Raw genomic sequence first — 13,600 nt, 5'->3', positions numbered from 1 at the left:
CACGCCTCGCTTCCGGCCGGACCGACGCATTCCGCATAGACACCTGACGCAGAATGCGTGGTTCGACAAGCCTGACAGAATTATGCCCCATCCGAATCATCCCCCAGATTCGTCCATTTTGATTGAAGCGGCGAGGAATTCACGCGGCGGATCGGCAAGAAGCCTACCGACGGTTCGTCAGATCCGTCAAAGCCCAACAGTTGACGGAAGAAATTTGAAAGAAACGGAAACCCCGATGAAATGTGCACGCGATTCGGCACCCGAATGGATGACGCGACCTTTAACGACCGGGCCACCCGGTCGACCGCCGCACCCACGCCCGTCCATCAACTGTCGAACAGTCAACCAACACCGACCCCCCGCGCAGACCTGTCCCACCCTCGCGAGATACATCGTACACGGGGCCGCGTACTGCGTACACGAGGGATGAATCACACCTTGTTCGATCATGGATCGAATCAAGGACAAGCCACCTGCGAAAACACCCTATCCACGTTAAACACTCAAAAGCAGTGGTGAATCGGCCACATCCTGCGGCCGACACGTGACGGGAGCGAACGGACTTGACTCCGCTCCGAACAGATGGGAAGACGGCATGATCTCTACTGAGACACCGGAAAGCGGCAGCAACCGGCTCCGGAGAGGTGACGTCCGCCGGCTCGACCGAGTGATCATCAGGTTCGCGGGGGACTCGGGTGACGGGATGCAGCTCACCGGTGACCGTTTCACCTCGGAGACCGCGTCCTTCGGCAACGACCTCTCCACGCTGCCGAACTTCCCCGCCGAGATCCGCGCCCCCGCCGGCACCCTGCCGGGTGTGTCGTCGTTCCAGCTGCACTTCGCCGACCATGACATCCTCACGCCCGGTGACGCGCCGAACGTGCTGGTGGCGATGAACCCGGCCGCGCTGAAGGCGAACATCGGCGACCTGCCGCGCGGGGCGGAGATCATCGTCAACACCGACGAGTTCACCAAGCGGGCGATGCAGAAGGTCGGCTACGACGCCTCGCCGCTGGAGGACGGCTCGCTGGACGGCTACCACCTGCACCCGGTGCCGCTGACCACGCTGACGGTGGAGGCGCTGAAGGAGTTCGACCTCACCCGGAAGGAGGCCGAGCGCAGCAAGAACATGTTCGCGTTGGGTCTGCTGTCGTGGATGTATCACCGGCCGACGGAGGGGACGGAGAAGTTCCTGCGGTCGAAGTTCGCGAAGAAGCCGGACATCGCGGCGGCGAACATCGCGGCGTTCCGGGCGGGCTGGAACTTCGGGGAGACGACGGAGGATTTCGCGGTCTCCTACGAGGTGGCGCCGGCGGCGGCGGCGTTCCCGCCGGGCGTCTACCGCAACATCTCCGGGAATCTGGCCCTGTCGTACGGGCTGATCGCGGCCTCGCGTCAGGCGGACCTGCCGCTGTTCCTGGGCTCGTATCCGATCACTCCGGCCTCGGACATCCTGCACGAGCTGAGCCGGCACAAGAACTTCGGTGTGCGCACGTTCCAGGCGGAGGACGAGATCGCCGGGATCGGGGCGGCGCTGGGGGCGGCGTTCGGCGGGTCGCTGGCGGTGACCACCACCTCCGGTCCGGGTGTGGCGCTGAAGTCGGAGACGATCGGGCTTGCGGTGTCGTTGGAGCTGCCGCTGCTGGTGGTGGACATCCAGCGTGGCGGCCCGTCGACCGGGCTGCCGACGAAGACGGAGCAGGCGGATCTGCTGCAGGCGATGTACGGCCGTAACGGTGAGGCGCCGGTGCCGGTCGTCGCCCCGCGCACGCCGGCGGACTGTTTCGACGCGGCGCTGGAGGCGGCGCGGATCGCGCTGGCCTACCGCACCCCGGTGTTCCTGCTCTCGGACGGGTATCTGGCCAACGGCAGCGAGCCGTGGCGGATCCCGGAGCTGGAGGAGCTGCCGGATCTGACGGTGCAGTTCGCGCAGGGCCCCAACCACACCACCGCCGACGGCGCGGAGGTGTTCTGGCCCTACAAGCGCGACCCGCACACCCTGGCCCGCCCCTGGGCGGTCCCGGGGACGCCGGGATTGGAGCACCGGATCGGGGGGATCGAGAAGCAGGACGGCACCGGGAACATCTCCTACGACCCGGCCAACCACGACTTCATGGTCCGTACCCGCCAGGCCAAGGTCGACGGCATCACCGTGCCCGACCTCGACGTGGACGACCCGGACGGCACCGCCCGCCTGCTCGTGCTCGGCTGGGGCTCGACGTACGGGCCGATCACCGCGGCGGTACGGCGCCTGCGGAAGGCCGGGCAGCCGGTCGCGCAGGCCCACCTGCGCCACCTCAACCCCTTCCCGAAGAACCTCGGCGAGGTCCTGCGCGGATACGACAAGGTGGTGATTCCCGAGATGAACCTCGGGCAGCTCGCCACGCTCATCAGGGCGAAGTACCTGGTCGACGCCCGCTCGTACAACCAGGTCAACGGCATGCCGTTCAAGGCGGAGCAGCTCGCCGCGGCGCTGAAGGAGGCCATCGATGACTGACGCCGAGACGCTGCTCCAGCTCGTGCCGAAGGCCGAGGGCAGGCAGACGATGAAGGACTTCAAGTCCGATCAGGAGGTGCGCTGGTGCCCGGGCTGCGGTGACTACGCCGTGCTGGCCGCCGTGCAGGGCTTCATGCCGGAACTGGGCCTGGCCCGGGAGAACATCGTGTTCGTCTCCGGCATCGGCTGCTCCTCCCGCTTCCCGTACTACATGAACACCTACGGGATGCACTCCATCCACGGCCGCGCCCCCGCCATCGCCACCGGCCTCGCCACCTCCCGCCGCGACCTGAGCGTGTGGGTCGTCACCGGCGACGGCGACGCGCTGTCCATCGGCGGCAACCACCTCATCCACGCCCTGCGCCGCAACGTCAACCTCAAGATCCTGCTGTTCAACAACCGCATCTACGGCCTCACCAAAGGCCAGTACTCCCCCACCTCCGAGGTCGGCAAGATCACCAAGTCGACCCCGATGGGCTCGCTCGACGCGCCCTTCAACCCCGTCTCGCTGGCCATCGGCGCCGAGGCGTCCTTCGTCGCCCGCACCGTCGACTCCGACCGCAAACACCTCACCGAGGTGCTGCGCCAGGCCGCCGGCCACCCGGGCACGGCGCTGGTGGAGATCTACCAGAACTGCAACATCTTCAACGACGGCGCCTTCGAGGTCCTCAAGGACCGTCAGCAGGCCGAGGAGGCGGTGATCCGGCTGGAGCACGGGCAGCCGATCCGCTTCGGCTCCGACGCCTCCAAGGGCGTGGTCCGCGACCCGGCCACCGGTGACCTGAAGGCCGTCGCCGTCACACCCGGCAACGAGGCGGACATCCTCGTCCACGACGCCCACAACCCGTCCCCGACGACCGCGTTCGCCCTGTCCCGGCTCGCCGACCCCGACACCCTGCACCACACCCCCATCGGCGTGTTCCGCTCCGTCGACCGGCCCGTCTACGACACCCTCATGGCCGACCAGCTCGACACCGCCGTCGACCAGCACGGCAAGGGCGACCTCGCCGCACTCCTCGCCGGCGGCGACACCTGGACCGTCGCCGGCTGAGCACCGGTCCCCAGGCGTGGTGAGCCGCGTCGGACGCTCACCACCGGGCCGGTCAGGCGGGCGGGCCGGTCTCCTTCTCGCGTTCCTCCTGTCGCCGCTCCGCCTGCTCCTCCCCCGCCCTGTGGCGGAGGGCGTCCGCCGGGACCAGCTCGGGGACGTAGTCCGGGCAGTCGGGGTTGTGGCAGGGGCCCGCCCGCCACTGGGGGACGTTGATGCCGAAGGTCTTGTGCCGGGTGACGACGGTCTCCACCGGCCGGCCGCACGCGGCGCACTGCAGCTCGGTGGGCCGGGTCCCGTCTCGCTCGCGGTCGCTGCTCATACTTCCACTTTACTCCCGCTTTACACGGTTTTGTCCTGTTCGGCGGCCGGTGGCCGCAGCACGCTCACCGTGATCGACACGGCCAGGACGACGACGATCACGGCCAGGCTGACCAGGGACGGGATCTCCGGGACGGCGGTGGTGATCGTCTCGTGGGTCGCCTGGAGCACCAGCTTGACGCCGATGAAGCCGAGGATCACCGCGAGGCCGACACTGAGGTAGTGGAAGCGGTCGAGGAGGCCGGCCAGCATGAAGTACAGGGCGCGCAGGCCGAGGATGGCGAAGGCGTTGCTGGTGTAGACGATGAAGACGTCGCTGCTGACGGCGAGGACGGCGGGCACGCTGTCGACGGCGAAGACCAGGTCGGCGGCCTCGATGGCGGCGACGACCGCGAGCAGCGGGGTCGCCACCCGTTTGCCCGCCTCCTTGACGAAGAAGTGCGCGCCCGCGTACTCGTCCCGGACCGGGATCACCTTGCGCAGCAGCCGGACCGCCAGGCTCTTGCCCGGGTCGAAGCTCTCGTCCTCCCCCTTGAGGATCTTGTACGTGCTCCAGAAGAGGATCGCCGCGAAGACGAACAGCACGGCGGTGAAGCGGCTGACCACGGCCACGCCGGCGGCGAGGAACAGGCCGCGGAAGACCAGGGCGCCCAGGACGCCGAGGAACAGCACACGGTGCTGGTAGGCGCGTGGCACCTGGAAGTAGCTGAAGATCAACGCGAAGACGAAGAGGTTGTCGACGGACAGGCTCTTCTCCAGCAGCCACGCGGTGGTGTACTCCACGCCCGCGTCGGTGCCGACGACGAGGAAGACCACCCCGCCGAAGAGGATGGCCAGGGAGATCCACGCGACGCTCCACGCGGTGGCCTCACGGAAGCCGATGGCGTGGGCGGAGCGGTGCGCGAACAGGTCGACGGCGAGGGACACGACGACGATGACGACGAACACGGCCCACAGCCAGAACGGCACGTCATGCACGGGCCCGCCTCCTCTGGGCGCGGTCGGACGGCGGTCCCCCCGGGGCCTGGCGCCCTTGTCCCGAGTCTGAGGCATCCTGGCGGTCGTCGCCTCCCGTCGTGACCCGCCCGGGAGTCGCTCACCGGCCGGAGAGCGGGTTGGGCAGCGGCCGGTAGCGGGCGTCGGCGCCGTCGGCGGCGGTCCAGCGCAGGAGGAGGTTGGTCTTGGCGGGGAGGGTGGGCGCGGTCAGCAGGGCGGGGATCTCGGGGAGGTCGTGGCGGGCCAGTTCGCGGCGGACCGCGGGCCAGGGGTCGAGGCCGGGGTGGTGGTCGGCGAGGGCGGCGGCGATCTCCATGAGGTGGTTGACGACCAGGCAGTACACCAGCCGCTCCCACCCGGCCTCCCGTGTCACCGTGGGCGGACCGTCAGGGCGGCCCATGGACTCCAACAGCTTCACGCCCTCCGCGTCGCGGAAGAGGGCCTGCACCGGCATGCCCTCGGCGTCGACGGCGATCAGTGTGTTCTGCAGATGCGCCTCCAGAACGACGCCGTGCCGGTGGAAGGCGGCGAGCGCCGGGGGCACCACATGGGACAGGTACGCCTCCCACCAGGCGGCGGGCCGGTCGGTGGCGGCGAGCGGGTCGCCGTCGAAGCCCTCCACGAGGGCGGCGGCCAGCACGGGGGTGGCGCCCGGGACCAGCCGGCCGCGGAACCCGTCCCGGACGACGACCGCCAGCTGTTCGACGGCGAAGTCCGCGGTGCGGTGCCCCCGGTCGCTCAGCCAGGCCCCGCCCGCCGGTCCCGCGCCGGCGAAGGCGTCCCGTACGGCCGTGTCGGTGACGCGCAGACGCTCCAGGTCGTGCCGCCACAGCCGGCGGATGTCGTTGGTGATGCGCACGTCGAGGCTGAACTTGAGGAAGAGGTCCTCGGCGGGTGCGTAGACGGTGCGGACGGCGGCCGTGGGCCACACCTCCCAGGGCGTCCCCCCGAGCCGGAGCAGGCGGCCGTCGGCGAACGCGGGGGCGAGGTCGTCGGCGGCGAGGTCGAGCTGCCAGGGGTGGGCGGGCAGCAGCCGGTAGCCGGGCGGGGCGGCGCCCAGGTGGTCCAGGGCGGCGGTGTCGCCCTCGTCCAGCAGGGTGTCCTCGCGCACGCCCAGCAGGGTCAGCGGGAAGCGGGCGTACGCCTCGGGCGCGTACGGCAGCCAGGCGGTCGCGGGACCGCCGCCGCGGGCCTTGGGGGCGGGGTGGTGGGTGTGGCCGGTGAGCAGGGACTGCTCGGAGCGCAGATAGAGGTCGTCGGGCGGGACGGCGCGGTCGCGGGCGGCGAGCAGCGCGGCGACGGCGTCGCGGCTGTCGAGCATCTCGGCGGGCAGTTCGTGGTTGGAGCGGCCGGTGTGCCGGCGGAGCTCCTCGGCGACGAGTTTGACCAGTTCGGTGTGGGTGAGGCGGCGCCAGGACCCGGCGGTGTGCACCTCGGGCGCGGTGGGACGGCGGGCGCCGCGCACACGCAGCAGCCGCCGGCTGTGGGGCAGCCGGTAGGTCCGCGGGCCGTCGGGGCGGGCGGGCCGCCCGGGCAGGGGTTCGGCCACTTCGCGCAGCAGGCAGTTCAGCAGCGGCACGGCCGCGTGGGCGTCGGCGCGTCCGGCCGGTCCGGCGCGGCTCGCCGCGTCGTCGTCTGCGGGCGGGGGCATGAGGTCCACGCGTTCTGGTTCCCTACGTCTGTCCGTCGGAGACGATCAGTATGTCTGGCATCGTCCCCCCGTACGTCCCACCTTTCCGCCGATCCGAGGAGTGTGCCCGTGCCGCGTCCCGCCACCGCCGAGGCCGAGATCGCCGAGGAGTTGGCCGTCGTACGGCCCGCCCTGCTCCCGGCGTACACGGAGGCGCTGCCGGGCGCGCGGGCGGCGGTGCTGACGCGGCTGTGGCGGGGGCTGACGCACGACCCGCTGCCGTGGGTCACCGGACGGGAGGACACCCGGTCGGGGGTGGTGCTGCGGCTGGCGGACGGGCGGCGGCTGGAGGGGCCGGCGCCGGACCCGTACGCGACGGGCGACCGCGTGACCGCCGTACGGCTGGACGGGACGGAGTACGACGATCCGGCGCGGCTGACGGCGGACCTCGCGGTGCCGCACTCGGGCTCGTTCGCGGCCGAGCTGGCACACAGTGCGGCGTCGCTGGCGCTGTCGCGGGCGGGGCAGCGGGGGTTCGACGGCTTGCTGCCGGGCTCGGGCGACGGGGTGCCGGTGCGGGACTGGGAGTGGGAGCAGCGGGTGGTGGACGGGCACCCGTTCCATCCGAACTGCCGTTCCCGGCCCGGCTTCTCGGTGGCCGAACAGCTCGCGTACGGCCCCGAACACCGGCCGGTGGTGAAGCTGGGGCTGCTGCCCGTGCCGGCCGGGGAGTGCCTGGTGTCGGGGGCGTGGCCGGAGTGGCTGCGGGACGGGGAGCGGGTGCTGGTGCCGGTGCATCCGTGGCAGGCGGCGCATGTGCTGAAGGGGGCGGAGGCTCGTCCGGGAACGGGCGCGGGGGCGCTCGCGGCGCATCCGCTGATGACGCTGCGCACCCTCGCGCTGCCGGACGGGCCGCATGTGAAGACGGCGTTGAGCGCCCGGCTGACGTCCTCGGTGCGGGACATCTCGCTGGGGTCGGTGGCGGCGTCGGCGGTCCTCTCGGACTTCGGGCAGGCGGTGGCGGAGCGCACGGACGGGCTGCTGCGGATCACCCGCACGCTGGGCGCGGTGGCGGCCGGTTCGCCCGATCTGACGGCGCAGTTGCGGGAGTCGCCGGAGGAGTACGCGGGCCCCGGCGAGCGGGTGGTGCCGGTGGCGGCGCTGGCGGCCACGGACCTGCCCCGCTCCCCCGCGTGGCTGGCCCGGCTCGCCCGGCTGGCGCTCACGGCGTGTCTGCGGCTGCTGGAGCTGGGGGTGGCGCTGGAGGCGCACGGGCAGAACCTGCTCGTGGTGCTGTCGCCGGACGGGGAGCCGGTGCGGCTGGTCTACCGGGACCTCGCCGATCTGCGCGTCTCGCCGGAGCGCCTGGCGCGGCACGGCATCCCGGTGCCGGACGTGCCGGACCGTATGGTCACGGACGATCCCGTGGCGCTGCGCCGCAAGCTGTTCGGCTCGCTGGTGGCGGGCGCGCTGGCCGGGACGGCGGGGTCCGGTGCGGCGCTGCGGGCGGCGCTGGAGGACGCCGTACGGGGGCTGCCGCGCACCCCGGACCTGGCGGCGCTGCTCGACGGGCCGCTGCCCGCGAAGGCGCTGACGCTGATGCGGCTGTCGCCGGGCACGGCGGGCGACCAGTGGACGGATCTGCCCAATCCCCTGCGCTTCGGGTCCGGGTGACGGACCGTTTTGGAGTGCGGCGCTCCTGATCAATAGGATCCGCCGATGATCAGAAGAACACGGCCGGTGGCAGGCGCCATAGCCCTGCTCGCCGCCCTGACGGCCGGGATCGCCTTCCCTGCCGGGGCGGCCGCCGGTGAACCCACGGGCCAGGACGCCCCCAAGGTCGACCTCGTCCTCGACGTGAGCGGCTCGATGCGCGCGAGGGACATCGACGGCCAGTCCCGGATGGCGGCGGCGAAGCAGGCGTTCAACGAGGTGCTGGACGCGACGCCGGAGGAGGTGCAGCTCGGCATCCGCACCCTCGGCGCGGACTACGCCGGCGACGACCGCAAGGAGGGCTGCAAGGACACCGCGCAGCTCTACCCGGTCGGCCCGCTGGACCGCACCGAGGCGAAGACGGCGGTGGCGACCCTCGTCCCGACCGGCTGGACCCCGATCGGACCGGCGCTGCTGCGGGCGGCCGACGATCTCGACGGCGGCGACGGCTCGAAGCGGATCGTGCTGATCAGCGACGGCGAGGACACCTGCGCCCCGCTCGACCCGTGCGAGGTGGCCCGCGAGATCGCGGCCAAGGGCATCGGCCTGACCATCGACACGCTGGGCCTGGTGCCGAACGCCAAGCTGAGCCGGCAGCTCAGCTGCATCGCCGAGGCGACCGGCGGCACGTACACCTCCATCGAGCACCAGGACGAACTCACCGACCGAGTCAATGAGTTGGTGGACCGCGCGGCCGAGCCGGTGGTGACCCCGGTGGCCACCGAGGGCGCCGGCTCCTGCGACAAGGCGCCCGTGCTGCAGTCCGGTCTCTACACCGACCGTGAGGAGTTCGGCCAGCAGCGCTGGTACCGCGTGGAACTGCTCGCCGGGCAGGAGCTGCGCGCCTCGGTGAGCGTCGCCGCGGACCGCGCGGTGCGTCCCGACTACGGCGTGCTGATGCGCGCGGTGACCGTGCACGGCCGGGAGATCGTGCGGGGCGAGGCGACGGGCAACGGCCGTACGGACGTGGTGTCCACGGGCCTGCGCTACCCCAAGCCGGAGCTGGAGGACGACGACAGCGGCAAGCCGGCGGCGGAGACCGTGTGCATCGGGGTGACCACCTCCTTCTCGGCGGACGCCGGGGTGAAGACCACGCCCGGTCTGCCGCTGGAGCTGACGGTCGACGTCGTCGACGGCCCGGACAACGCGTCCGACGTCGCCTCCTTCGGCCTCGGCCGGGGCTGGTGGCTGCTCGGCGCGCTGGTCGTGACCGGCTTCCTCGCCGGTCTCGTCTGGGGCTGGCTGTCCCGCTGGCGGGTCGCTGTCTGGAGGACCAACTGATGCGTGCCGTACGGATATTGAGTACCGCCCTGCTGACGCTGGGCCTGGCCGCCGCGCCCGCCGCGGCCGACTCGTCGCCGTCCCCGGAGGCGTCCGGCGACAACGCCGCCGGACCCACCCGTGCGGGCACGTCGTTCCGCACCGCGACGGAGGTCGAGCAGGGGCAGACCGCCACGGCGCGGGCCTCCACGGGTGACTACCTGTACTGGTCGTTCCCCGCGGACGCCGGGCAGCGGCCCACGGTCCGCGCGACGGTGAAGCTGCCGGAGAGCCACGCCGCCGAGACGTGGCAGGTCGACGTGTACGACGGCCTGCGCCGCCGCCAGGCCTGCCGGTACGGCGCGCAGACCCGCACGGCGGGCGCGGGCACGACGAGCGTGGAACTGGCGTGCGTGCTGCGCACGGTACGCGCCTGGTCGGAACCGTGGGCCAACGACCCGCTCCCCGGCACGTACTACGTGCGCCTGACGGCCCTCACGTTGTCGGCGGACGACCTGGGCCAGCCTGTCGAGACCGAACTCCGCGTCGAGTCCAAGGAGATCGGCGGCGCGGCCGCGGTGGACGGTTCGCTGTCCGAGCCGCTGGTACCGGGCATCGCGTCGCGCCCGGAGGAGGACGCGGACGACGACTCACCGTCCGCCGTCCTGGCGGATCTGGAGCCGGAGGACGGCTGGACGTCGGGCTGGTGGTCGGACCGCTGGGTCTGGACGGCGGCGGGGGGCGCGCTGGCGGCCCTGGCGGGTGTCTTCGGCTACCGCTTGACGCGGGGACCGGGACGTCCGCGGCATGTGCCGCCGGGGGCGTAAGGATCGCGCCTGTCGCCGGTAGGAAGGCCCGCCTCTGTGCGGGCCTTCCGCGCGCTCAGGCGGCGTGGGTGCGCTTGGAGCGGGCGTCTGCCTGGCGTACTTCCCCGGCGGTGAACACCACGTAGGCGACGCCGGCGAGGATCGCTCCGAAGGCGGGCAGCAAGCTGCGCCGCTCCTGCCGCAGTACGTCCGCGTAGGCGCTGCTCGGGGCCTCGGCCCGTCCTCGGTGGAGGGGCGTCGTGTCGTAGACGCAGTGGCGACCGTCCTCCACCATGCCCGCACCGGGCATCTGCGTCTCGCCGCGTGGGTCGAGCGGCCGGCCGGGATGCCGGGGGTCGCCGTCGGGCCGGAGCAGGCCGGGGAGGCCGCCGCCCGGCATCGGGAGCTGGCGGCGCGGTTCGCCGAAGCCTGACGCGCCGCGCCCCGCGTTCACGCCTCCCTGAGCTGCTTGGCGAGCGGGCTGTCTCCGGTCACCTCGACCCTGCCGTCCCGGATCGCCTCCGCGAGAGACAGGTCGCCCCGGCTGAGGGCGATGCACGTCGGGGTGTCGAGGGTGAGGACCGCGTCCGGGCCGGCGGGGGCCGGGCCGTCTCCGTAGACGGGGCCTTCGGCCGCGCCCGCGTGGACGTGGAAGCAGCCCTCGTCCAGGCGGACTTCGACAAGCCCTTCCCCCTCCAGCGCACGCAGCAACGGCAGCGCGAACCAGTGGGCGCGCACCGCGTCGGTCGGGCGGCGTTCGCCCAGTTCCGCCTGGCCCCAGGTGCCGAGCGCCTGGAGGACGGGCAGCAACTCCCGCCCGCGCGCCGTGAGTTCGTAGACGTAGGCCGCGCCGGGAGGCGGAAGGCGGCGGCGGGTGGTGAGGCCGTCGCGTTCCATGTCCTTCAACCGTGAGGCCAGTACGTCCGTGCTGACGCCCGGCAGGTCCGCGTGCAGATCGGTGTAGCGGCGCGGCCCGGCCAGCAGTTCTCGGACGATCAGCAGGGTCCAGCGGTCGCCGACGACATCGAGCGCGCGGGCGGCGGAGCAGTACTGGTCGTAGCTTCGGCGAGGTGGCATGCCTCGCAGTCTAGACATGTCGTTGGACTTTCCAAGCACCCACTTGGTAAAACCAAGTAACACCAGAAACCGGAGGGGCGCATGGAGTTCCGGCAGTCGAGCAAGCTCAGCGAGGTCTGTTACGAGATCCGCGGCCCGGTGATCGAGCACGCCAACGCGCTGGAGGAGGCGGGGCACAGCGTGCTGCGCCTGAACACCGGCAACCCGGCCCTGTTCGGTTTCGAGGCGCCGGAGGAGATCCTCCAGGACATGATCCGGATGCTCCCCCAGGCGCACGGCTACACGGACTCGCGCGGCATCCTCTCCGCCCGCCGCGCGGTGGCCCAGCGCTACCAGACGCTCGGCCTGGAGGTCGACGTCGACGACGTCTTCCTCGGCAACGGCGTCTCCGAGCTGGTGTCCATGGCGGTGCAGGCGCTGCTGGAGGACGGCGACGAAGTCCTCATCCCCGCACCGGACTTCCCTCTGTGGACCGCGGTGACCAACCTCGCGGGCGGCAAGGCGGTGCACTACCTGTGCGACGAGCGGGCCGACTGGTACCCGGACCTCGACGACATGGCCGCGAAGATCACCGACCGCACCAAGGCCGTCGTCGTCATCAACCCCAACAACCCGACGGGCGCGGTGTATCCGAAGGAGGTCGTCGAGGGCATCCTCGACCTGGCCCGCCGGCACGGCCTGATGGTCTTCGCGGACGAGATCTACGACCAGATCCTGTACGACGACGCCGTGCACCACTCGGCCGCCGCGCTCGCCCCCGACCTGGTCGTGCTGACCTTCTGCGGCCTGTCCAAGACGTACCGCGTGGCGGGTTTCCGCTCGGGCTGGCTGGTGGTCACCGGTCCGAAGCAGCACGCGAAGGACTACCTCGAGGGTCTGACCATGCTGGCGTCGATGCGACTGTGCGCCAACGCGCCCGCGCAGTACGCCATCCAGGCCGCGCTGGGCGGCCGCCAGTCCATCCGCGACCTCACCGCCCCGGGCGGCAGGCTGCGCGAACAGCGGGACGTGGCCTGGGAGAAGCTGAACGAGATCCCGGGCGTGAGCTGTGTGAAGCCGAAGGGGGCGCTGTACGCGTTCCCGCGTCTCGACCCGAAGGTGCACAGGATCCACGACGACGAGAAGTTCGTCCTGGACCTGCTGCTCCGGGAGAAGATCCAGGTGGTCCAGGGCACCGGCTTCAACTGGCCCTCCCCCGACCACTTCCGCATCCTCACGCTGCCCCACGCGGAGGACCTGGAGGCGGCGATCGGCCGGATCGGGCGGTTCCTGAGCGGGTACCGGCAGTAGGGACGGCCGGGGCGGTCCCTCAGTCCTGGAAGCCAGGGGCGCTTCCTCAGGCCCGGAGCCCGTAGAACCGCATCGGGGAGTTGGGCCGGAAGCCGATGCGGGGGTAGACCGGTGCACCGGCCGCGGTCGCGTGCAGGGTGGCGCGGGTGGGTCCTGTGGCGCGGGCGCCCTCGTACAGGGCCTTGCGGGTCACCGCCTCGCCGTAGCCCCGGCGCTGGTGTTCCGGGTCGGTGGCGACGAGCAGGACGAAGAGGCGGCCCCGCGCCTCCATGGTGGCGGCGCAGGCCACGGGGGTGCCGTCGCGCAGGCCCAGGCAGGCGTGGATGCCGTTCTTCCACAGCGGGGAGCCGGCGAGTCCGTCGCGGCCGTCCTCGAGCGGGAAGCCGTAGGCACGGGAATTGATGTCCGCGTAGGCGCGGAGGTGCTCCTCGGTCGTCACGCGCTCGAACGTCAGGTCCGGGTGGTGCGGTTCGGGGAGGGGCAGCAGGTCGCCGGCCATGCCCGTGCCGGGGAAGGCGTAGGCGAGGCCGGCCTGCTCGGCGGTCGTGTCCAGCGCGGCGCGCGCCTCGTCGTCGAGGAGGTCCTCGAAGAGCCAGAGGAAACCGGGGCGGCTCTTCGTCCGCATGATCTCCGCGGTTTCCTTCAGGCGCCGCTCCAGGAGGCTGGCGTCCGCGCCTACGTCGGTCAGCGTGACACAGTTCCAGAAGGCGAACCGGCTGTCGGCCCAGCGGACGGCGATGCCGGGCAGGTCACGGACGTCGGCGGCCGGGTCACGGTCCAGCACGACGGTCCGCCAGACGGTGGCGAGTTGTTCCATCGACTCGACGGAGTCGGCGAGATCGTGCACGGGGTTCCTCTCGGACGAGGGATGGGCAGGGCCGTTCGGGCGGTACGAGTTGTACCCGCCCCGGCCCCTCCGGGAGGCCCCCTCACCCACTCCGTCGAGCCGTGTCACCCCCACG

12 protein-coding genes are annotated in these 13,600 nt (G+C 71.8%); 6 read left to right on the top strand and 6 right to left on the bottom strand.

Annotation, left to right across the window (positions count from 1 at the left end; all coding sequences use genetic code 11):
• The first annotated feature begins 595 nt into the window (after positions 1-595).
• Positions 596-2,497 carry a 2-oxoacid:acceptor oxidoreductase subunit alpha gene (locus ACQY0Z_RS25225; RefSeq protein WP_439812851.1) on the top strand — a complete coding sequence of 634 codons (1,902 nt, stop codon included), beginning with the start codon at positions 596-598 and terminating at the stop codon, positions 2,495-2,497.
• The gene (locus ACQY0Z_RS25220; protein WP_439812850.1) at positions 2,490-3,548 is read left to right on the top strand and encodes a 2-oxoacid:ferredoxin oxidoreductase subunit beta; all 1,059 of its coding nucleotides are present in this window, start codon (positions 2,490-2,492) and stop codon (positions 3,546-3,548) included. Before ACQY0Z_RS25225 ends, ACQY0Z_RS25220 begins: the two co-directional genes overlap by 8 nt.
• A 52-nt stretch (positions 3,549-3,600) precedes the next feature.
• On the opposite strand, the gene ACQY0Z_RS25215 is transcribed toward ACQY0Z_RS25220, so the two are convergent.
• The 3 genes from ACQY0Z_RS25215 to ACQY0Z_RS25205 all read right to left on the bottom strand — a co-directional run bounded on the left by ACQY0Z_RS25215 (position 3,601) and on the right by ACQY0Z_RS25205 (position 6,513).
• On the bottom strand, positions 3,601-3,867 hold the full coding sequence (locus ACQY0Z_RS25215) for a hypothetical protein (RefSeq protein ID WP_189898987.1): 267 nt from the start codon (positions 3,865-3,867) through the stop codon (positions 3,601-3,603).
• A gap of 20 nt (positions 3,868-3,887) precedes the next feature.
• The gene (locus tag ACQY0Z_RS25210) at positions 3,888-4,844 is read right to left on the bottom strand and encodes a TerC family protein (RefSeq protein ID WP_028961498.1); all 957 of its coding nucleotides are present in this window, start codon (positions 4,842-4,844) and stop codon (positions 3,888-3,890) included.
• Positions 4,845-4,962: 118 nt separating this feature from the next.
• A complete protein-coding gene (locus tag ACQY0Z_RS25205) occupies positions 4,963-6,513 on the bottom strand; it encodes an IucA/IucC family protein (protein ID WP_189899311.1) in 1,551 nt (516 codons plus the stop codon).
• Positions 6,514-6,621: 108 nt separating this feature from the next.
• Here ACQY0Z_RS25205 and ACQY0Z_RS25200 point away from each other — a divergent pair, with 108 nt between their 5' ends.
• The 3 genes from ACQY0Z_RS25200 to ACQY0Z_RS25190 are packed head-to-tail and all read left to right on the top strand — an operon-like array spanning position 6,622 to position 10,292.
• Positions 6,622-8,166 carry an IucA/IucC family protein gene (locus ACQY0Z_RS25200; protein ID WP_439812849.1) on the top strand — a complete coding sequence of 515 codons (1,545 nt, stop codon included), beginning with the start codon at positions 6,622-6,624 and terminating at the stop codon, positions 8,164-8,166.
• A gap of 45 nt (positions 8,167-8,211) precedes the next feature.
• Positions 8,212-9,486: a VWA domain-containing protein gene (locus ACQY0Z_RS25195; RefSeq protein WP_189898990.1), complete on the top strand. Its 1,275-nt coding sequence runs from the start codon at positions 8,212-8,214 to the stop codon at positions 9,484-9,486.
• Positions 9,486-10,292 carry a hypothetical protein gene (locus ACQY0Z_RS25190; protein WP_439812848.1) on the top strand — a complete coding sequence of 269 codons (807 nt, stop codon included), beginning with the start codon at positions 9,486-9,488 and terminating at the stop codon, positions 10,290-10,292. The genes ACQY0Z_RS25195 and ACQY0Z_RS25190 overlap by 1 nt, the downstream gene beginning before the upstream one ends.
• A 55-nt stretch (positions 10,293-10,347) precedes the next feature.
• On the opposite strand, the gene ACQY0Z_RS25185 is transcribed toward ACQY0Z_RS25190, so the two are convergent.
• Positions 10,348-10,725: a hypothetical protein gene (locus ACQY0Z_RS25185; protein ID WP_439812847.1), complete on the bottom strand. Its 378-nt coding sequence runs from the start codon at positions 10,723-10,725 to the stop codon at positions 10,348-10,350.
• Positions 10,722-11,348 (bottom strand): winged helix-turn-helix transcriptional regulator, encoded by a 627-nt coding sequence (locus tag ACQY0Z_RS25180; RefSeq protein ID WP_189898994.1) that lies wholly within the window; start codon positions 11,346-11,348, stop codon positions 10,722-10,724. The genes ACQY0Z_RS25185 and ACQY0Z_RS25180 overlap by 4 nt, the downstream gene beginning before the upstream one ends.
• 81 nt (positions 11,349-11,429) lie before the next feature.
• Between ACQY0Z_RS25180 and ACQY0Z_RS25175 the strand changes: the two genes are divergently transcribed.
• Positions 11,430-12,638 carry a pyridoxal phosphate-dependent aminotransferase gene (locus tag ACQY0Z_RS25175; RefSeq protein WP_189898996.1) on the top strand — a complete coding sequence of 403 codons (1,209 nt, stop codon included), beginning with the start codon at positions 11,430-11,432 and terminating at the stop codon, positions 12,636-12,638.
• A 46-nt stretch (positions 12,639-12,684) separates the two neighbouring features.
• Here ACQY0Z_RS25175 and ACQY0Z_RS25170 read toward each other — a convergent pair whose 3' ends face one another.
• Positions 12,685-13,485 carry a GNAT family N-acetyltransferase gene (locus ACQY0Z_RS25170; protein WP_439812846.1) on the bottom strand — a complete coding sequence of 267 codons (801 nt, stop codon included), beginning with the start codon at positions 13,483-13,485 and terminating at the stop codon, positions 12,685-12,687.
• Between the last annotated feature and the right edge of the window lie 115 nt (positions 13,486-13,600).

This window comes from Streptomyces sp. P9-2 (genome assembly GCF_051903975.1).
Taxonomy (GTDB): Bacteria; Actinomycetota; Actinomycetes; order Streptomycetales; family Streptomycetaceae; genus Streptomyces; species Streptomyces cellulosae.
Note: the sequence above shows the minus strand (reverse complement) of the source record. Positions and strands in the feature narration are given on the sequence as shown.